Origin of the sequence: Streptomyces sp. MNU89, from assembly GCF_020982505.1 — a bacterium.
GTDB classification, from domain to species: Bacteria; Actinomycetota; Actinomycetes; order Streptomycetales; family Streptomycetaceae; genus Streptomyces; species Streptomyces xinghaiensis.
Genome location: NZ_JAJKLL010000001.1, coordinates 1,730,751 through 1,749,969 on the forward strand (window position 1 = coordinate 1,730,751; position 19,219 = coordinate 1,749,969).

Consider the following 19,219-nt stretch of genomic DNA (forward strand, 5'->3'; position numbering starts at 1 on the left):
ACGGTGACGTCCGCTCCGGCCGCTGGGGTCGCGGCGGTTGAGCTTGTTCGTGTGCGCAGGTTGACCGACCCAGGGGTACGACCGCCGAGTCGCGGACGAGGCGGCCCCCCAGTTCTGTGCGTCGCCGTTTCCGATACCGAAGGACAAGGGGCCCACCGGGCGGGGCCGTTCCGAGCGCTGGTGCCGCCGCTTGGGCGCATGCATGCGCGCGACCATCAGAAAGTCGGTGCCGGAGGCACGAGAACCGGCCTTGCTTGCCACTTGCCGGGGGATACGGCTCAGATGGCGTTGACCGGGCGGATGTCGCCGGGCCTGTCCCGGCGTGGGGCCCCGTCAACGGTCCCGCACCGCAGCCCTGCGGTGGATGTGACTCCGGGCGGCGCGGAAGGCCGCCGCACAGGAGAGCATGAACCGGTGTGACCGACTGAGCCAACCAGCACGGTCCGTTCACGGCCGAGAAGTTGACCGTCGGCGCAGTCTCGCGCTTCTTCCTGTGGCGTGGCATACCGGCGCGCTGCGGCATGAGCAGCCGCCTGGCCCTGTCGCTTGTGGATATCGCCGGACGGCGGCCCGCCCGACCAGGGGATTTCACGGTCCGGTGGCACCGGTGGCGCGGCCGGCGAGGCTCCGGGCCACCTCCGCGATCCGTTCCGGCCCCACCCGGCAGCAGCCGCCGATGAGCCGCGCGCCGGAGTCCCGCCAGACGGGGGCGCGCGCCGGATCGTAGGTGCCCGGTCCGCGCCAGTCGCGGGCCGCCGCGTCCCAGGTCTCGCCGCTGTTCGGATAGACGACGACGGGCTTGCCGGTCACCCGGGCGGCGAGCGGGACCGCGTCGTCCGCGTCGCGCGGATCGCAGCAGTTGACGCCCACCGCGACGACCTGCCCGCGGCCGGCGGCGACCCGGAACGCCTCGGCGAGCGGCTGCCCGGCCCGGGTCGCCGCGCCGGAGACCGTGTACGACAGCCAGACGGGCAGGCCGGTGCCCTCGGCCGCGGCGAGCAGGGCCTCCGCCTCGTCCGTGTCGGGGACGGTCTCCAGGGCCAGGGCGTCCGGCCCGGCCTCGGCCAGCGCCTCGATCCGCGGCCGGTGGAACCGCTCCAGGGCGCGCACGCCCAGCCCGTACCGGCCCCGGTACTCGCTGCCGTCGGCGAGCATCGCCCCGTACGGCCCGACGGACGCGGCGACGTGGACCTCCCCCGCCGTGTCCCGCTCCGCCGCGCTCCGTTCCACCGCCCGGCGGGCCAGCCGCACGCTGCGGCGCAGCAGTTCCGCGGTCTCCGCCCGGCCGAGGCCGCGCCGGGCGAAGCCCTCGAAGGTGGCCTGGTAGCTCGCGGTGATGAGGACTTGGGCGCCCGCCCGGAGACAGGCGGTGTGGGCGGCCTCGATCTGCCCGGGGTCGTCGGCCAGCAGCCGGGCCGACCAGAGCGGGTCGGAGAGGTCGCAGCCCTGGGCGGCGAGCTGGTTGGACAGCCCTCCGTCGAGGACGACGGGCCCGTCGGCGAGGGCGGCCGCGAGCGGGCGGGCGGGTACGGACACGGCGGCTGTCACCTCACTCGGACGGACGGTTGCGGCGGCGGTCGGTGCTGAACCGGCCGGGGCGGAGCGGCCGGGTGCGGAACGGGACGGGCGGGGTGAAGCTGGACGGGCGGGCTGGAGCGGGACGGCGTCCGTCGTGGCGGAACCGGTCCCGGCCCGCGTAGTCCCGCTCTTGACCTCGGGCGTTCCAGGTTACGGGCTGCGAACCGCGACCGCGCCGCCCGGCCCCGGCCGGCCCGGACCAGGCGGATCGGGAACGGACCGAGACGGACCGGCGACGGACCGAAGCGGACAGGCGACGGCCCGGGGAAACGGGGCGAACCGATGCCGCCCCCAGCCCTCCGCCGAGCCACCTCCCCGCCCGCCGGGCGCCGTCCCTCCCGCTCCGCCCCGACGCCTCCTCGTACGCAGGCGGCACCTCCCCCACCCGTCCGGGACCCGGCGGTTCCCTGCGGTTCCGCCGCACTCCGCGGGCAAGATGGGGGACATGGATCTCCGAGTTTTCACCGAGCCCCAGCAGGGGGCCGACTACGCCACCCTGCTGCGCGTGGCCAAGGCCACCGAGGATCTGGGCTACAGCGCCTTCTTCCGGTCCGACCACTATCTGCACATGGGGAGCGCCGACGGTCTGCCCGGTCCGACGGACGCCTGGATCACCCTGGCCGGGCTGGCCCGGGAGACCGAGCGCATCCGTCTCGGCACGCTGATGACCGCGGGGACCTTCCGGCTCCCCGGGGTACTCGCCATCCAGGTCGCGCAGGTCGACCAGATGTCCGGCGGCCGGGTCGAATTCGGCCTGGGCGCGGGCTGGTACGCCGAGGAACACGCCGCGTACGGCATCCCCTTCCCCAAGGAGAAGCTGGCGCGGCTGGAGGAGCAGCTGGAGGTCATCACCGGTCTGTGGCGCACCCCGGTCGGCGAGCGCTTCGACTACGACGGCCGCTTCTACCAGCTCTCCGACTCCCCCGCGCTGCCGAAGCCGGCCCAGCGGAAGGTGCCGGTGCTGGTGGGCGGGCTCGGCGCCAAGCGGACGCCGGCGCTCGCGGCGCGCTTCGCCGACGAGTTCAATGTGCCGTTCGCGCTGCCCGGGGACACGGAGCGGCAGTTCGCCCGGGTCCGCGCCGCCGCCGAGGAGGCGGGACGCGATCCGTCCGAACTCGTTTACTCCAACGCCCTGGTGATCTGTGCGGGAAGGAGCGACGCGGAGGTCGCCCGGCGGGCCGAGGCCATCCGGCGGGAGGTGGACCAGCTGCGGGAGAACGGGCTGTGCGGTTCACCGGGCGAGATCGTCGAACGCATCGGCCGCTACCGGGAGGCCGGTTCGGAGCGCATCTATCTGCAACTGCTGGATCTCTCCGACCTCGACCAGCTGGAACTGATCGCCACCGAGGTCATGCCGCAGCTGGACTGAGCCCCGGCGCGGACGCGGGAGCGCGGTCGTCCGCCGTGTCACGGCGCGGCGGACGGCGCCTCCCGGGCACGGCCGGACGGCGATCCGGACGCCGATCCGGACGGCGGCCCGGGGTGGCCGCCCCGGGGTGGCGGCCACCGCTCCGCCGAGCCGCCCGGTGGCGGTCTCAGGACGGCCACGCGGCCGAGTCCGAACGCGGCTGCTCCAGCTCCTCGAGCTGCCGCAGCAATCCGCCGACCCGGTCCCCCGACTCGTCCACCGCGTCGATCACTTCCATGCACATCCAGTAGAAGCTCTCCACTTCGGCCGAGCACGCCACCCCCACCAGCGCGATCCCCACCTCTCCCAGGAGCGCTCCCAGCCCGATGAGCACCCGCCGCTGGTCCTGGACGTCCGACAACCGTGCGGCCCGCACGCGGCCCGCACGCCGCGCCGTCTCCGGGAGTGAGCCGCGCAGCCGGCCGCCCGCCTCGCTCAGCCCCCGGGCCTCGGTCTCGAACTCCTGCGGACCGTAGAGCAGAAGATGGGTGCCCACGGCCTCCGCCAGCGCCTGCGCCTGCCATGCCTCGGCAACGATCTCCTGCGGGGCCCGGGCCCGAGCGAGGCCGTGCCGGGTGTCCTCGATCAGCCGAGCTGCGTCCATGGGTCCACCTCCCTCCTTGGAGCGATCACTGCCATCACCTAGAGTGACTGACCAGCAGTCAGGAGACCAGGGTTTTTCCGAATCTGTGGACAATAGTTCCCGTGTTGATTAGCTTTCCACTACGGAGAGTTGCGATCAAGGTTCCGGTCCTTCGATTCATCCCTGAACGGCCCCGCCGACCCCTGGACCGCGCCCGCCGCCCGGGCCCCTCCGGCACCGGGAAGCGCCGCTCATTGCGGTCGATCTTGGCCGCCAGGGCCGCGGCCGGATCGATGTCCAGCACCTCGCAGAACTGCAGCAGATACGCCAGGACGTCGGCCACCTCGTCCTCGACCCGGTGCGCCCGCTCCGGGTCGGCCATCACCCGAGCCGACTCCTCCGGCGTGAGCCACTGGAAGATCTCCAGCAGCTCCGCCGCCTCGACGCTCAGCGCCGCCGCCAGGTTCTTCGGTGTGTGGTACGGCTGCCAGTCGCGCGCCGCCGCGAAGGCGGCGAGCCGGCGTCGCAGCGCGGGCAGTTCACGGCCGGTCCCGGCCCCGGGGGTCGTCTCGTTCATCCGCCAGATGTACCACCCGCACCGCGCCGGCCCCCCCGGCGCCGCCGGCTCCTCGCGCGCCGCCCGCTCCCTCCGGTCCACTGGCGTGCCCCCACCGTCCGTGCCCTCCACGCCGGGTACCGGGGTCCCCTCCCGCAGGGCGCCCAGCAGCCGGATGTGCCCGCGCCGGGTCATCCGGGCCGCCAGCGCCAGCAGTTCCGCCGTCTGCCGCCGGTCCAGGCTGCGGTCGAAGTCGTCCGCCAGGACGGTGAGCACCTGGCGGGCCGACAACACCTCCGCAACCGGGTCCACGTCCAGGACGCCCGGCCCGGTCAGCAGCACCAGCGCCAAGGCCAGATAGCGCAACTCGCCGTCGCCGAGCCGCTCCACGGGGGTCGCGGTGTGCGCGCCGCGCCGCAGCACCGCCCGTACCGTGCCGTCGGCGAGGTCCTCCACCGCCAGGTCCTCGACGGCGCCGGCGCAGCCGGTACGGGAGGCGGCGACGAGGGCGGCGTGCCGGGTCCCGCACTCGCCGCGGGTACGCCGCAGGACCTCGGCGAGATTCCCGCAGCCGCGCCGCAGGCGGCCCTCGCCGACGGCGACCGGCGACCGCATCCGGCCGGGGCGGGGATCACAGGCGAAGGACGAGCGCAACGCGACCAGGACCTGCTCGGCCGCGGCCAGCACCTGCCGCTGGCCCTCCGTCGTCCCCGCAACCCGCAGCGGCAGCAGCGCCGTGCCGAGCCGGTCGTCGGGCAGCGGCGCCCTGGTCACCCGCGCCGAACCGGCGGTGTGCCACTCGGCCTGGACGGAGCGGCAGCGGGGGTCGCGGAGGGCGGTGGTCAGCAGGACCCGGCCGTCGGCCGTCAACCGCTCGCCTTGGAGCCGGAGTTCGGGCTCCGCCCGGACGGCCACGTCGAGGCGGACGGGACCGGCGGGGCCGTCGACCGTGCAGCCGATCCGGAAGCCGCGCCCCTGCCGGCCGCCGGCCACCGCCCACTCCGGCACGCAGGAGGCCGGATCGGGGAACACCTCGCCGAGCGGGGCGCCCGCGCCCAGCCGCGCCAGTGCCGCCATGGCCTCCAGGGCGGCCGATTTGCCGCTCCCGCTGGGGCCGGTGAGGAAGGTCAGCGGGGCGAGCGGAAGCACGGTGCCGCGGTGCGATTTATAGGCGGGCAGGCGGAGTTCGGTGAGAACGGGCCGGACGGGGGCGGGCGGAATGGGCAGGTCGAGATCCATGGCGGGACCGTAAGCGGCCCGCCACACGGCGAACCGTTACATCTTCCGGATCTTCCTACGATCGGGGTACGCGAAGACGGCCCCGGAGGCCACCTCGCCGGATCGATCCACAACTCCCGCCAACCGCCGGGCGGTTACTCCCGGGCCCCCGCGCCCAGCCGGGGCTCGGCGACCTCCGTGCCCGCCGGGGTCAGCAGGAAGACGTCCCGGTCGACCCGGTGCATCCCCGCGCCGAGGCCGAAGACGACCCCGCTGGAGAAGTCGAGGATGCGCTTGGCGACGTCCGAATCGGCGCCGGTGAGGTCCAGCAGCACCGGCGTGCGGCCCATGAGATGCTCCGCGACATCGCGCGCGTCGGCGAAGACCTGCACTCTCAGCACCACGAACCGGCGCGTGTCCGCCACCCGTTCCTCCTCGCCCGGCAGCGCCGGGTGGCCCGGCCAGGACGGCCATGCGGTGTCGCCGCGCAGCGGGACGACCTCGGCGAGTCCTTCCCACTGCTGATCAGTGACGTCGTAACGGCCGTTCACCTGACCTCCTAGTGGTGGGCTCGTAGGCATCGTTCTTGCCCCGGAGCCGGGAAATACACATGCGAAGACACTACTGAGAACCACTGACACCCGGGGCGAAGCCACACAAGACGCCCCGGGAGATGTCCTGTTCGTCCCGCCGGCCCCCTGCCCGACGGGTGCGGCAGTGGCATGCCCGGCAGTACCGGATGCGCGCGGGGACGGAGCCGTTCGGGGCGCGCCGCGTTGGCGCCGGAGGCGGGAGGTCACCGGCCTGGGCTCCGGCACGCTGTCCGCGGGCGAGGTCGCGGCGGCCGGGGAGACGTTCGAGAACACCGGCGCCCAGCCGGTCCACGACGGGCACGCGGTCCACGGCGAGCACACGGTCCACGGGGAGCAGGCCGGGCACGGGAAGCACGCCGCCCCGGCCGCCGCCGGGCGCCGCGACGTGACCGGTGGGACCCGGAAGGTGGTCTCGGCCGGGGAGCGGCCGGCCGCCTCCACCACGGCGGTCACCACCACCACCGCCGCGGCCGGCGCGGCCCTCGCGGCCTTCGCCGGGGGCGCGGCGGTCTTCAACCGGCGCCGCCGGGCCGCCGCCACGGACTGAGTCGCAGCCGAGGACACACGGCGGGCACCGGAGTCGTACAGGGAGGTACGCGGACCACGAAGAAGAGACCGGGAGAGAAATGACATGCGGAGACCGCCCGCCGGCCGGAGCCCTGGCCGGTGGGCGGCCTCCCGTCCGTACGGCGCGCGCGGGCGCGCCGGCGGACATCCCGTCAGCCGGGTCCTAGCACCGCTTCCACTTGAGCTTGTAGGTGGCGCCCGGGACCTTGGTCGACTCCATGGCCATGATGTTGGCCGCGTTGGCGCCCGAGGAGCCGGCGTCCACCCGCAGCTCGGTGTTGATGTTCAGCAGCCGCTTGGCGCCGCAGGGCGCCCAGACCTGCTCGGCGGCCGGGGTGTTCTCCGAGATGCTCCACTCGCCGTCGTACGGCCCGGTGAAGGTGCGCGAGTTGACGGCCGTCTCCGAGGAGCCCTGGAAGTAGTACTGCGACTGCTGAAGGCCCGTGGCCCCCTTCACCAGGTGCGTGTAGCCGCGGTGCTCGGCACCGGTGATGGTGTACGTCCAGCCCGACGGGACCCGCACGTCCAGGGCGAGCTGGCAGTTCTTGCGTTGGTCGGCGGCGTCGGCGCCGGCACCCGTCCGGGCGAGGTAGTCGCTGTAGCTCACGATCACGGACGAGTTGTCCGGTGATACGGCGACGGCGGCCGTACCCGCGGGGCAACCCGAGCCGTTGACGGTGATGATGCCGACCTGCGCCTGCTCGGCCGGTACGGCCGCTTCCGCCGGCGCGCTCTGGCCCGCGAGCACAGAGGCGAATAACGCCGCGGCCGCGCCGCCGGCGGCAAGAACACCAGACATGGTTCTCCAATCGATTCGTACGGGGCCCGGCGCGCCACCCCGGCGCCGCCCCGCTGACATCGGATCTGTGCCGGGCCTCGGTCAACACCGGGCTCCCGGCCGGTCACTGCTGGCGCGCGCGGCGCTCCCGACGATGCCGTACGCGCGTCCACCGCGCCCGCGAAGTCCGGTCGAGGCGGTCAGCCTCGGGATGAGGGAGAAACTGGTGTCCGCGCGGGCGGGCGGAGGAGGGCGGCCGGCTCGGGGTTCGGGCGTGGGGTGTCGCACGCTCCGGATCCGGCCGACCGGGTGGGAGCGCTCCCATGTTAGGGGTGCGGACCCCGGCGCGGAAGAGAAGCGGCACCCCGGCTTCCCCGGGATGCCGCGACGTCTCGAAAGCGCCCCCACGGAACGGCCGCACGGGCGCAGGACCGGCCGGGCGGACCGGGGAGACGGCCGCGCGAACGCGCGCCCCGGAGCACCGGACCGGACCTCAACCGGCCTCGCACGAGCAGAGGTTCACTCCCAGCACCTCGTCGCCGCCGACGCCGTAGCCGGGGAACGTCACGGTGTCGCCGGGGGCCGCGGTCCGGCAGGGCGGGGTGGCGGCATCGCGGTAGCGGACGGTGAGCCGCTGCGGGGTGTCGCAGTTGTTGGTGACGAACGTGTAGCGCCAGCTCGCCGCGTACTGGACACAGGCGGGCGCCGTCGCCGATACCGGCTCCCCCGGCTCACCGGCGGGGGAGCCGTACGCCGCACCGGGCTGCGCGAGTCCCGCGGCGGCGGCGAGCAGCACCGGCACCGAGGCCCGTGCGATCGAGCGCGACAGAGTGAACATGGGGACCCTCCTTCGACGTGCCGAATGGAACGAGCCCGAGCGTAGGAGCGGCGCCTGGAGACTGAAAGAAATTGCGCCAGTTGCGCAAGGGCGATCGCGCTTCCCCAGGCGCCGGGCGGAGAGCCGGAGTGACGACTTCCCTCGCAGGCCACGACACTCCGCCCTCCGCCGCAAGGGCTTGCCCGCCCCACCCGCGGGGAACCACAGGCCACGCTTCCGCCCTCCCCAGGGGGCGGCAAGACCGGGCAGATATGCCAACGAACGGTACGTCAGCGACAACTCTCACCGCTCAGCGGCAAGTTGGCTTGAAAAAAGTTTCAGACACTTGCGCAAGGAGCGCCCGGTGGAGCAGTCCCCGGCCGCCGCGGCCGCCCCTCGGGCAGCGGGACGCGCCGGCCGGCGGTTTCGGGGCGCCGGAACGGGCAAGAAGGCGGCTTATGGCCGTCGATCACCCCATACCGGGCCACCGGGCACAGCGCGACCGGCGCACCACGGCGTCGGCCGCACCGTTCCGGGGGTGTGGCCCGGCGGCGGGCGGCGGCACCCGGGGAGCGGGGCCGCGGTGGGCGCCCCGCCCCGGCCGCCGCTCCGCCCGCCGCGGTCCGGCGGGCCCCGGCGGCGTCCGGCGGGAGCGCGTCCCGGGACCGGAGGGCCATGGAGGGCGGGCGCCCTCACCGGCAGGATCCGACCTGCTGACGGGAGAGCACGGATGCACGGCATGATCTCGGCCGAGGCTCAGCAGTCCCCCGGCGGCCTCGCGGGCTGGGCCACGGATCTCGTCGAGACGATGGGCGGGCCGGGAGCCGGGCTGGCGATCGCCCTGGAGAACATCTTTCCGCCGCTGCCCAGCGAGGTCGTGCTGCCGCTGACCGGCTTCGCCGCCGGGCGGGGCGTGCTCGGTCTGCCCTCGGCGATCTTCTGGACGACGCTGGGCTCGGTCACGGGCGCGGTGCTCCTGTACTGGGCCGGGATGTGGCTCGGCCATGAGCGCCTGCACCGGCTGTGGGTGAGGGTCCCGCTGCTGAAGCCCGCCGACCTGGAGCGCACGGAGGCGTGGTTCGGGCGGCACGGCACCAAGGCGGTCTTCCTGGGCCGCATGGTGCCGGTCTTCCGCAGCCTCATCTCCGTCCCGGCCGGAGTGGTGCGGATGCCTTTCCGGGTCTTCGTCCTGCTGACGACGCTGGGCAGCCTGCTGTGGAACTCGGCCCTGATCATGGCGGGTTACTGGCTCGGGGACCGCTGGCATGTGGTGGAGACGTACGTGGGCCTCTCCTCCAAGATCGTCCTGGCCGCCGCGGTGGTGGCGCTCGTCGTCCATCTCGTGATGCGCCGCAGGAGGCACGGCCGGAACGGGGAGCACGACCGCGGCGGCACCGCGGACGGTGACGGAGACGGAGGCGGAAGCGCAGGCGACGAGGCCTCCGGCGGGGAACGGGGCCGGTCCGGGGACCGGAGCGGGACCGCGCCACCGCGCGCCCCGAGTGAATCCCCGGCAACTCCCCACCGCCCCGGACCGGTTCGTCCCGGCGGCACCCCCGCCCCGTCCCGCGCGGCCATGGTCCCGCTCACACCCGCTCCGACCAGGCATACCGCCGGAAGGACCGGAAGAGCAGCCGGTTAGCATATGAGCACCGCCTAGCTCGAAAGATGGACCAGTGACTGCCACCGTGGACTCGTTCACCAACTGGAAGAACCGCGAAGAGATCGCGGAATCGATGATCCCGATGATCGGGACGTTGCACCGGGAGCGGGACGTCACGGTCCTGCTGCACAGCCGCTCCCTCGTGAACAAGTCGGTGGTGAGCATCCTCAAGACCCACCGTTTCGCCCGCCAGATCGCCGGCGCGGAGTTGTCCGTCACCGAGACGATGCCGTTCCTGCGGACGCTCACCACGCTCGACCTCGGCCCGTCCCAGATCGACATCGGCATGCTCGCCGCGACGTACAAGGCGGACGACCGCGGCCTCTCGGTGGAGGAGTTCACCGCCCGGTCCGTCGCCGGTGCCACGGGTGCGAACAAGATCGAGCGCCGTGAGCCGCGCGATGTCGTCCTCTACGGCTTCGGCCGCATCGGCCGCCTCGTCGCCCGTCTGCTCATCGAGAAGGCCGGCTCCGGCAACGGCCTGCGGCTGCGCGCCATCGTCGTCCGCAACGGCGGCGGCCAGGACATCGTCAAGCGCGCCTCGCTGCTGCGCCGCGACTCCATCCACGGCCAGTTCCAGGGCACGATCACCGTGGACGAGGCGAACAGCACGCTCGTCGCCAACGGCAACGAGATCAAGGTGATCTACTCCGACGACCCGACGTCGGTGGACTACACGGCGTACGGGATCAAGGACGCCATCCTCATCGACAACACCGGCCGGTGGCGGGACCGCGAGGGGCTGTCGAACCACCTCCGCCCCGGCATCGACAAGGTCGTCCTCACCGCCCCGGGCAAGGGCGACGTGCCCAACATCGTCCACGGCGTCAACCACGACACGATCAAGCCGGACGAGCAGATTCTCTCCTGCGCCTCCTGCACCACCAACGCGATCGTCCCGCCGCTGAAGGCGATGGCGGACGAGTACGGCGTGCTGCGCGGCCATGTGGAGACCGTCCACTCGTTCACCAACGACCAGAACCTGCTGGACAATTACCACAAGTCCGACCGCCGCGGCCGCTCGGCGCCGCTCAACATGGTCATCACCGAGACCGGTGCCGCCTCCGCCGTCGCCAAGGCGCTGCCGGACCTCCAGGCGAAGATCACGGGCAGTTCGATCCGCGTCCCGGTGCCGGACGTCTCGATCGCGATCCTCAACCTCCAGCTCGCGCGGGAGACCACCCGCCAGGAGGTCCTCGACCACCTGCGCGAGGTGTCGCTGACCTCGCCGCTCAAGCGCCAGATCGACTTCACCAGCGCCCCCGACGCGGTCTCGAACGACTTCATCGGCTCGCGGCACGCCTCGATCGTCGACGCCGGCGCCACCAAGGTCGAGGGCGACAACGCGATCCTCTACCTCTGGTACGACAACGAGTTCGGCTACTCCTGCCAGGTCGTCCGCGTCGTCCAGTACGTCTCCGGGGTGGAGTACCCGACCTACCCGGCCCCGGCGGTCTGATCCGGCGGCCCGGTTCCGGGCGGTCCGGTTCCGGCCGCACCTCCCGGGCCGACCGCCTGCCCGTAGTCGTCGTCCGCCGTCCCGCCGGCCGTCCCGCCGGCCGGGGCGGCGGACGAGGGCCGCCGCTTCCCCTCCCCGCGCCGTACACCCGCCCCCGAGCAGCGACATGCCGGGGGCGGCGGTTCACCGGCGCCGACGCGGGCACCCGCCTCCGCGACGTTCCCACCCGCCGCGGTGACGCAGCGCCGCGGCGGACGGCAGTGAGGGAGATCCCGCATGACGGCCTCCACGACCTCCACGGCCTTCCCGGCGGCCCGGGCCCTGCGCCACCGCGCCACCGCCTCCCTGGCCGGCCGCGTGGCACGGTGGCGCGGCGCGCCCGCGCTGCACCCCGCCGGGGTCCGGTTCACCGGCACCCTGGCCGTCGTCCCCGCAGGCCCGGCCCTGGGCGAGCCCTGGCTCGACCGGCCCGGCCGCTACCGGACGGAAGTCCGCTGGTCACGGGCGGCCGGTGTACCCGAATGGTGCCCGGACGGTCTCGGCCTCGCGCTCCGCGTGATCGACGCGGGCGGTCCCGGCCGTCCGCTGGACCTGCTGTTCACCACGAGCGGCGGCGGACGCCGGACCCGCCACCTGCCGCTCGCCCGCAGAAACGCCATGGCGGGGCCGTACTCCACGCTCCTCTCCTACCGGGTCGGGACCCACCGCCGCCTGCTGGCGCTCACGCCGGCCCCGGGCTCGCCCCGCGTCCGCGGCGATCTGGCCGGGCTGCGGCAGGCACTGCGGAAGGAGCCCCTCGTGTTCGTGCTCTGCACCGTCCGGGACGGTGAACCCTGGCGCGCCCTGGGCACGTTGACCACCGGGCCGCCGTCGGACGCCCCGCCCGGGACCACGTCCTCGTACGACCCGTACCTCAACGCCCTGCCGGGCCTGCGGCCGACCTCCCGCCTCAGCGGTTTCCGGGAGTCGGCCTACGCGGGCTCCCGGGCCGGCCGCTCCGGCCTGCCGCCGCGCCCGGTCTCCGCGACGGGACGGCCGCCCGGGTGACGGAGGGGCGCCCGTGGTGACGGGTGCCCCCGACACCGTCCCGGCGCCCGTTGTGGCGCATGCCACACGCCGCATCGTACGTACCGGTCGGTATGGTGCTGGTTGCGCGGCACTCAACAGGAGGCTTCATGTCAGCGACCAACCGCCAGATCCGTCTGGCAGCACGTCCCGTCGGCGAGGTACGGCCCGAGGACTGGGAGCACGCCACGGCGCCCGCCGAGGAGCCGGGCGAGGGCCGGTTCGCCGGCCGCACCCGCTTCATCTCGCTGGACCCCGCGATGCGCGGCTGGCTCGACGACCGGCCCTCCTATCTGCCGCCCGTCGGCCTCGGTGAGGTGATGCGGGCGGGTTCCGTGGTCGAGGTCACCGCCTCCAACCACCCCGACTACCGGCCCGGTGACCACGTCGTCGGCACCTTCGGCGTCCAGGAGCACGTCGTCTCCGACGGCAAGGGCGCCCTGAAGATCGACGTGGGCCTGGCGCCGGCCTCGACCTACCTCGGCGCGCTGGGCATGCCCGGCATGACCGCCTACTTCGGCCTGCTGGACGTCGGCGCGCTCAAGGACGGCGAGACCGTCGTCGTCTCCGGCGCCGCGGGCGCGGTCGGCTCCATCGTCGGCCAGATCGCCAAGGTGAAGGGCTGCCGGGTGGTCGGCATCGCGGGCGGCGCGGAGAAGTGCGCCCTGCTGACCGACGAACTCGGGTTCGACGCGGCGATCGACTACCGCGCCGGGGACGTCAAGCGTGCCCTGCGCGAGCAGACGCCGGACGGCATCGACGTCTACTTCGACAACGTCGGCGGCGAGATACTCGACGCGGCGCTCACCCGGCTGGCGATGCGCGCACGCGTGGTGATCTGCGGCGCCATCAGCCAGTACAACAACGAGACGCCGGTCAGCGGCCCGTCGAACTACCTCTCGCTGCTCGTCCGCCGGGCGCGCATGGAGGGCTTCGTCGTCTTCGACTACGCCAAGCGCTACCCGGAGGCCGCGCAGGAGATCGCCGGCTGGATCGGCGACGGCCGGCTCAAGGTGAAGGAGCACGTGGTCAAGGGCACCGTGGACGACTTCCCGGAGACCCTGCAGATGCTCTTCCGCGGCGAGAACGTCGGCAAGCTCGTCCTGGAGCTGTCGTGACGGCCGCGGGACCCGCCGGAGCGCGGGCGGAAGGGCAGCAGGGGAAGCCGGGGAAGCCGCTGAGCGGCAAGGTCGCCGTCGTCACCGGAGGCGCGTCCGGCCTGGGCCGCGCCACCGCGCTGACGCTGGCGGAGGCGGGCGCCGAGATCGTCGTCGCCGACCTGGACGCGGCGGGCGGCAAGGAGGTGGCCGAGCTCGTCGGCGGCCACTTCCGCGCCTGCGACGTCTCGGACCTGGACGCCAACCGCGCGCTGGTGGACTTCGCCGTGGAGCGCTGCGGCGGCGTCGACATCGCCTTCCTGAACGCGGGCGTGGCGACGGGCTGCGGCATCGGCGACGACTTCGACCCGGCCCTGTACCGCCGGGCGATGGGCGCCAACCTCGACGGCGTCGTCTACGGCGCCCACGCCGTGCTGCCGGCGCTGCGGGCCCGCGGCGGCGGTTCGATCGTGGCGACGGCCTCCCTGGCGGGCCTGACGGCGGTGCCGTTCGACCCGCTGTACGCCGCCAACAAGCACGCCGTGGTGGGCCTGGCCCGCTCGCTGGGCCCGGCCCTGGCACCGGAGGGCGTCCGCTTCAACGCGATCTGCCCGGGCTTCGCCGAGTCGCGGATCATCGACCCGATCCGGGAGATGCTCTCCTCACAGCACCTGCCGATCATCCCGGCGCAGGTCGTGGCCGACACGGTCCTGCGCATCCTCACCGGGGACGCCACCGGGGAGTGCTGGTTCATCCAGCCCGGCCGCGAGCCGGAGCCGTTCCGCTTCCGCAACGTGCCGGGCCCGGGAGAGGCCGCCACCGACTGAGACGGCGCCGCGCTTTCCGGCACGGACGGTCCGTCCGGGTCCGCGCCCGGCGCCACCGCCCTCGTGCGGTGTGCCGGGCGCGGGCGCCGCGTCCCCGGTGGCGCCGGCCACGGCGTCGTACAGCGTCACCTCGTCGTCCGGGCCGAGGTACCCGCGACGGCCCCCGGTCCCAGCGGCGGGAAGAGCGAGTACGTGACCGGCCGGAAGAGCGGGCCGGCCGCCTCGGTCAGGGCGGGCAGGATCATCGTCACGCGCATGACTGTCCGGACTGCGCGAGCGGCGGGCCGGTTCCCGGCTCCGTTCCGGGTCTTCCGCCGTGCGGTGACCGGACCTCCCCGGCGCTCCCCTGTACCGGCCCCGGTCCCGTGCCACGTACGGCGGCGAGCGGAAGCGCCGAGCCGGCGACCGGACCGTGAGCAAACAGCCGGCCCTTATTGCATATGATGTGCAGATGCGTAAACCCTGCATCAGAACCGCGACCCCGGACGACCTCGGTGGGGCACGGGCCGTGATGCTGGACGCCGTCTACCGGGACTTCGGCACCGGATACGTGCCGCACTGGCACGCCGACATCATCGATCCCGAGCACTTCTACCTGGCCCCGCCCCGGCACACGCTGCTCGTGGCCGTCGACGAGCGCGACGGGCGCGTCGCCGCCACGGCAGCGCTGGACGCACGGGGCCCGGCCCACCCGCCGAACCCCCGGCCGCTGGCCGAGCGCTACCCGTCGGGCGAGACGGCCCAGTTGCGGCGCGTGTACGTACGCCCGGAGTACCGGCGCCGTGGGCTCGCACGTCAACTCGTGGGCGAGTTGATGGAGTTCGCCGCGGCCGACGGCGACTACCGCTCGGTCTACCTGCACACCGACCCCGCGTCGCCGGGCGCGGAGGCGCTGTGGCGGTCGCTGGGCACGCTGGTGTGCGACGAGCGGGAGGAGGGGCCGGGGGCGGGCAGGGGGTCCTCCACTTCGAGATTCCGATGCCGTGACCCCCGGCGCGTAAATGAAAACGACAATCGTTTACGATGTGGCCGGTCGCGCCCCGCGCCCCCCGAACACACCGGAAAGACGAGAACGAGACACGATGACATCGCCCCGGAGCCGGCTGACCGCCGGACTGCTGCTGCTCGTCCCCCTGCTCTCCAGTTGCTTCTCCGCCGGCGGTGCGTCGTCGTCCTCCTCGGACTCGTCCGCCTCCGGTGAGGCCGGGCGCCTGCGTGTCGTCCTCGCCTTCCAGCCGACCGAGAACTACTCGCCCCACGGCCAGGACGCCTTCGCCCTGTCCCGCCTCGGCGTCGCCGAGGGCCTGACCCGGCTCGACGCTAACGGCGCCGCGGCGCCCGCGCTCGCCGAGTCGTGGAGCCGCGAGAAGGGCGGCCGAAGCTGGGTGTTCACGCTGCGCGAGGCCGCGTTCCAGGACGGCGGTGAGGTCACCGCGCAGGCCGTGGCCTCCTCCCTGAACCACGCCGTCGGCGCCGCCCCGGCCCCTGCCGCGCTGTCCGGTGTGCGGCTGACCGCCGACGCCGTGGGCGAGGACCGGGTCCGGGTGCGCACCGACGAGCCCGACCCGGTGCTCCCGCTCCGGCTGAGCAACCCGAGCCTCTCGGTGTTCTCGCCCAAGGCGTACGGCGAGAAGGGCACCGTGAACCCGGCCGGCACCGCCACCGGCCCCTTCGAACTCACCGGCACCACCGGGGAGACGGCCGCCACCCTCGACCGCTTCGACGACTACTGGGGCGGCCGCGCCCAAGCCGCGGGGATCGACGTCAGGTTCGTCTCCGACGGCACGGCGCGCGCCAACGCCCTGCGCGCCGGCGACGCGGACATCGCCGAGTCGCTCCCCGTCGCCCAGATCGCCTCCCTGGACGAGGGCACCGTCCACGAGACGGACACCGCGCGCAACACCAGCCTGCGTCTCAACACCGGCTCCGGCGCCTTCACGGACGCCGGGCTGCGGGCCGCCGCGCGCGAGGCCGTCGACGCCTCGGCCGTCGCCGAGGGCGTCCACGAAGGGCACGCCCAACCCGCCCGGGGCCTCTACGGACCGGGCCTGGCCTGGGCCGGCGGCAAGCGCAGCGAGCCGGCCGGGCGGGCGGAGGCCACCGAACCGAGGGGCACGCGCATCACCCTCGCCGCGTACGACGACCGCCCCGAACTGGCCGAGACCGCCCAGGTGCTCCAGCAGCAGCTGGAGAAGGCCGGATTCCGGGTCGGGCTGGAGGTGCGCACCTACGCACGGCTCGAAAGCGACCTGCTCGCAGGGAAGTTCGACGCCGTCGTGGCCTCCCGCAACATGATGCTGGACACCGGCGACCCGGTCAGCGTCCTGGTGAGCGACTACTCCTGCGACGGCGGCTACAACCTGTCGTTCCTGTGCGACGAGAAGGCCGACCGGCTCATCGCCGCCGCCCAGGCGGAGACCGACCCCGCCAAGCGGCAGGACGCCGCCATGAAGGCCGAGGCGGCGATCCTCGGAACGGACGCGGAGATCCCGCTCGTGCACCTGAAGGCCGTCACGGGGGTCGCCGCGTCGGTGAAGGGGACGCTGCTCGACCCGTACGAACGGCAGTTCGTCTCCACGGGAACCCGGCGCTGACCGCCGCCGCTTCCGGCCGGGCGGGTGGCTCCGGGGACACCGGGGGCGCCAGGGGCGCCGGTCGCTCCGGCCGCCCCGCCGACACCGGCAGCAGCACCTGCCGCCCCGACAGGGCCGGCGCCGCCGGCGGCACCGTCCGGGCCGGCCGCACCGGGGGCATACCCGCCGTCCTGCGCACCCTGGCGCGGGGCGGCGGCCCGTCCCTGCTGTGGCGCGCCGTGCTCATGGCGGCCCTGGTGTGCGCGATCGGGCTGCTCCCCTGGCTGGCGCGCACCGACCCCGCGCTGACCGTGCTCAGGGCGCGCTCGGCGGAGCGCGACCCGGACCCCGGGACGCTGCGCGCCATCCGCGACGAACTCGGCCTCGGTGACGGACCGTTGATGTTGCTCGGGCGCTGGCTGGGCGGGCTGCCGCACGGCGACGCGGGCCGCTCCTGGGTCTCCGGTACGGAGGTGCTGCCCGCCGTCGCACAGGCGCTCGGGGTCTCGCTGCTGCTGATGGCCGGCGCCCTCACGGTCGCCGTGGCCACGGCCGCCGCGGTGTGCGCGCGGACGGTGTGGCTCGGCTCGCGGCGCCGGCTCGGCCAGCGCGGTCCCGGCACGGGCGGCGGTGCGGGCGGCGGCACGGGCCGCACCGGTGGCACGGGCGGCGCGGGCCGCACCGGCGGTACCGGTCCTGCCGTGCTCGCCGCCCTGCCCGACTTCCTCGTCGCGTCCGTACTGGCCTCGGTGGTCGGGGTGCAACTCGGCTGGCTGCCCGCCCTGGGCTGGTACGGCCCGCAGTGGATGGTGCTGCCCTCGCTCGCCCTGGGCCTCCCCGCCGGGGCGGTTCTCGGGCGGATGCTGGACGATCTGCTGCCCGCCGCGTTCGCCGAGCCGTGGGCCCGTGCCGCCGCCGCGCGCGGCATTCCCCCGGGGTCCGTGGCCCGGCAGACGGTGCGGCGCTGCCTGCCCGGACTGCTGCCCACCGCGGGGCTGTTCGTGGTCGGCCTGACCGCAGGGTCGGTCGCCGTGGAACAGGTCTTCGACATCCCGGGGCTCGGCCGGCTGACGCTGCGCGCCGCCCTCGCCCAGGACCTGCCCGTCCTGCAGACCGGTGTGCTCGCCCTGGTCCTGCTCGCGGCCACCGCCGCTGCCCTGGCCCGGCTCGGAACCCGGCTGCTCATCGGGCCCGCCCTGCGCGGCGGCGCCCTGCACAGCCTGCACCCTCCGGCCGCGTCCGCGCCCCGCGCCCTGCCGCTGCTGTACGGGGCGGTGCTCCTCGCCGTCATCGGCCTCGGCCTGCCGCACGACCCGTTCGCGCTGGACACCACCGCGCGCCTCCAGCCCCCGTCCGCGACCCACCTGTTCGGCACCGACGCCCTCGGGCGGGACATCCTGGCCCGGACCGCGCACGGCGCGCTGACCACCCTCGGCACGGCCTTCGCGGTGAGCGCCGCCGCCCTCGCGGCCGGAGTGCTGCTGGGGCTGCTGCCGCGGCTGTCCGGGCCGGTGGCCGACACCGTCAACGCCGTACCGCCCGTCCTGGCCGGTCTGCTCGTCACCGGGATCGCGGGCAGCGGCCCGTGGACCCCGGCGCTGGCCGTGGCCGTCGTCGCCTGGTCCCCGCTCGCCGCCCACACGTCCGCCCTGCTGCGCCAGGAACGGGCGGCCACCCATCTGGCGGCCACCCAGGCGCTCGGCGCCGGACCCGGGTATCTGCTGGCCCGTGTGCTGCTGCCGGCCGTCCTGCCGCCCGTGGTCCGCCACGCGCTGCTCCGGCTGCCGGGTATCGCGCTGAGCCTGGCGGCCCTCGGTTTCCTCGGGCTGGGCGCCCAGCCCCCGTCCCCCGAGTGGGGCCTGCTGCTGGCCGAGAACCAGCCGTACGCGGAACGCGCCCCGTGGGCGGTGCTCGCCCCGGCCGCCGTCCTCGCGCTGCTCGGCGCGCTGGCGGTGACGGCGGCGGGCGGGGTTCGCCTGCCCGGCCCGGGCGCTAGGAGGGTCCGCGCCCGGGCCGGTCGTTAAGGGCCGGTTATCTGGCGCTTGGCTCCGGCTTCGCGGCGGCCGCATCCGTTGAAGCGGCCCCGTGTTCGTTTCATGCTGGTTCCGGGACCGGCGGTGGCCGCCCGGGGAGGTCCGGGGCCACCGCCGTCCGCATGGCGTCGGCACCTCCCGCGCGTTGCCGTTCCCAGGAGCGGAAGGGAGCGGCGCCGCGCCGTCCGGTTCTCCGCGCGGGTCCGGCTTGGGACAACGGGCCCGCGCGGGGTCCCGGGCTCGGCGCCACAGCCCCGGCCCCGGCCGCGACGGCAGCCGGGGGCCGGCCGGCCTCGGAGCCGGTCGTGGACCGGCGGCTCACTCCTTGCCCTGCCCGGCCTTCTTCTTCAGGCGCCGCCGCTGGCGCGGGGTGACGTCCTTGCGTCCGCTCTCGCGCAGGTACG

General features: G+C 74.5%; 15 protein-coding genes and 3 pseudogenes. 10 read left to right on the forward strand and 8 right to left on the reverse strand.

All coding sequences use genetic code 11. The annotated features are described in order from the left end of the window. Nucleotides 1–588 precede the first annotated feature (588 nt). Nucleotides 589–1,536: a homocysteine S-methyltransferase gene (gene mmuM / locus E4N63_RS07330; protein ID WP_230240261.1), complete on the reverse strand. Its 948-nt coding sequence runs from the start codon at nt 1,534–1,536 to the stop codon at nt 589–591. 487 nt (nt 1,537–2,023) lie between these two features. Here mmuM and E4N63_RS07335 point away from each other — a divergent pair, with 487 nt between their 5' ends. Continuing rightward, entirely contained in the window at nt 2,024–2,947 is a 924-nt protein-coding gene (locus E4N63_RS07335; protein ID WP_230240262.1) for an LLM class F420-dependent oxidoreductase, read from the forward strand. A gap of 166 nt (nt 2,948–3,113) precedes the next feature. Here E4N63_RS07335 and E4N63_RS07340 read toward each other — a convergent pair whose 3' ends face one another. From E4N63_RS07340 to E4N63_RS07355, 4 genes and pseudogenes are all read right to left on the reverse strand, one after another. After that, complete coding sequence (locus E4N63_RS07340; protein ID WP_125626462.1) at nt 3,114–3,590, reverse strand: DUF6099 family protein; 477 nt, start codon at nt 3,588–3,590, stop codon at nt 3,114–3,116. Nucleotides 3,591–3,648: 58 nt separating this feature from the next. Beyond that, nucleotides 3,649–4,146: a nucleotide pyrophosphohydrolase gene (locus E4N63_RS07345; protein WP_230242393.1), complete on the reverse strand. Its 498-nt coding sequence runs from the start codon at nt 4,144–4,146 to the stop codon at nt 3,649–3,651. 102 nt (nt 4,147–4,248) lie between these two features. Beyond that, nucleotides 4,249–5,364, reverse strand: a pseudogene (locus E4N63_RS07350) (ATP-binding protein); the annotation flags it as partial. A gap of 134 nt (nt 5,365–5,498) precedes the next feature. Then, the gene (locus E4N63_RS07355; protein WP_185831367.1) at nt 5,499–5,924 is read right to left on the reverse strand and encodes a cell division protein SepF; all 426 of its coding nucleotides are present in this window, start codon (nt 5,922–5,924) and stop codon (nt 5,499–5,501) included. A 136-nt stretch (nt 5,925–6,060) separates the two neighbouring features. Between E4N63_RS07355 and E4N63_RS07360 the strand changes: the two genes are divergently transcribed. Further along, on the forward strand, nt 6,061–6,483 hold the full coding sequence (locus E4N63_RS07360; RefSeq protein ID WP_230240263.1) for a hypothetical protein: 423 nt from the start codon (nt 6,061–6,063) through the stop codon (nt 6,481–6,483). 183 nt (nt 6,484–6,666) lie between these two features. Here E4N63_RS07360 and E4N63_RS07365 read toward each other — a convergent pair whose 3' ends face one another. Both E4N63_RS07365 and E4N63_RS07370 read right to left on the reverse strand, forming a co-directional pair. Beyond that, nucleotides 6,667–7,302: a DUF4360 domain-containing protein gene (locus E4N63_RS07365; RefSeq protein ID WP_125626466.1), complete on the reverse strand. Its 636-nt coding sequence runs from the start codon at nt 7,300–7,302 to the stop codon at nt 6,667–6,669. Nucleotides 7,303–7,774: 472 nt separating this feature from the next. After that, entirely contained in the window at nt 7,775–8,119 is a 345-nt protein-coding gene (locus E4N63_RS07370; RefSeq protein ID WP_230240264.1) for an alpha-amylase, read from the reverse strand. Between the two features lie 709 nt (nt 8,120–8,828). Between E4N63_RS07370 and E4N63_RS07375 the strand changes: the two are divergent. The 5 genes and pseudogenes from E4N63_RS07375 to E4N63_RS07395 form a co-directional block, all read left to right on the forward strand. Continuing rightward, nucleotides 8,829–9,485: pseudogene (locus E4N63_RS07375) on the forward strand (DedA family protein); the annotation flags it as partial. A gap of 289 nt (nt 9,486–9,774) precedes the next feature. Next, nucleotides 9,775–11,220: a glyceraldehyde-3-phosphate dehydrogenase gene (locus E4N63_RS07380; protein ID WP_125625589.1), complete on the forward strand. Its 1,446-nt coding sequence runs from the start codon at nt 9,775–9,777 to the stop codon at nt 11,218–11,220. Between the two features lie 276 nt (nt 11,221–11,496). Next, complete coding sequence (locus E4N63_RS07385; RefSeq protein WP_230240265.1) at nt 11,497–12,267, forward strand: phosphodiesterase; 771 nt, start codon at nt 11,497–11,499, stop codon at nt 12,265–12,267. A 128-nt stretch (nt 12,268–12,395) separates the two neighbouring features. Continuing rightward, nucleotides 12,396–13,403: an NADP-dependent oxidoreductase gene (locus E4N63_RS07390; RefSeq protein WP_230240266.1), complete on the forward strand. Its 1,008-nt coding sequence runs from the start codon at nt 12,396–12,398 to the stop codon at nt 13,401–13,403. Beyond that, entirely contained in the window at nt 13,400–14,209 is an 810-nt protein-coding gene (locus E4N63_RS07395; RefSeq protein WP_228430157.1) for an SDR family oxidoreductase, read from the forward strand. The genes E4N63_RS07390 and E4N63_RS07395 overlap by 4 nt, the downstream gene beginning before the upstream one ends. Before the next feature lie 125 nt (nt 14,210–14,334). Here the strand turns inward: E4N63_RS07395 and E4N63_RS30520 are convergent, their stop codons facing one another. Next, on the reverse strand, nt 14,335–14,460 hold the full coding sequence (locus tag E4N63_RS30520) for a hypothetical protein (protein WP_267134236.1): 126 nt from the start codon (nt 14,458–14,460) through the stop codon (nt 14,335–14,337). Between the two features lie 200 nt (nt 14,461–14,660). Here E4N63_RS30520 and E4N63_RS07400 point away from each other — a divergent pair. The 3 genes and pseudogenes from E4N63_RS07400 (at nt 14,661) to E4N63_RS07410 (ending at nt 18,806) form a co-directional block, all read left to right on the forward strand. Further along, nucleotides 14,661–15,196 (forward strand): annotated as a pseudogene (locus E4N63_RS07400) (GNAT family N-acetyltransferase). A 95-nt stretch (nt 15,197–15,291) separates the two neighbouring features. Then, nucleotides 15,292–16,803, forward strand: coding sequence for an ABC transporter substrate-binding protein (locus tag E4N63_RS07405; RefSeq protein WP_230240267.1), 1,512 nt, complete (start codon nt 15,292–15,294; stop codon nt 16,801–16,803). Between the two features lie 224 nt (nt 16,804–17,027). Further along, entirely contained in the window at nt 17,028–18,806 is a 1,779-nt protein-coding gene (locus tag E4N63_RS07410; protein WP_230240268.1) for an ABC transporter permease subunit, read from the forward strand. Nucleotides 18,807–19,219: the final 413 nt, after the last annotated feature.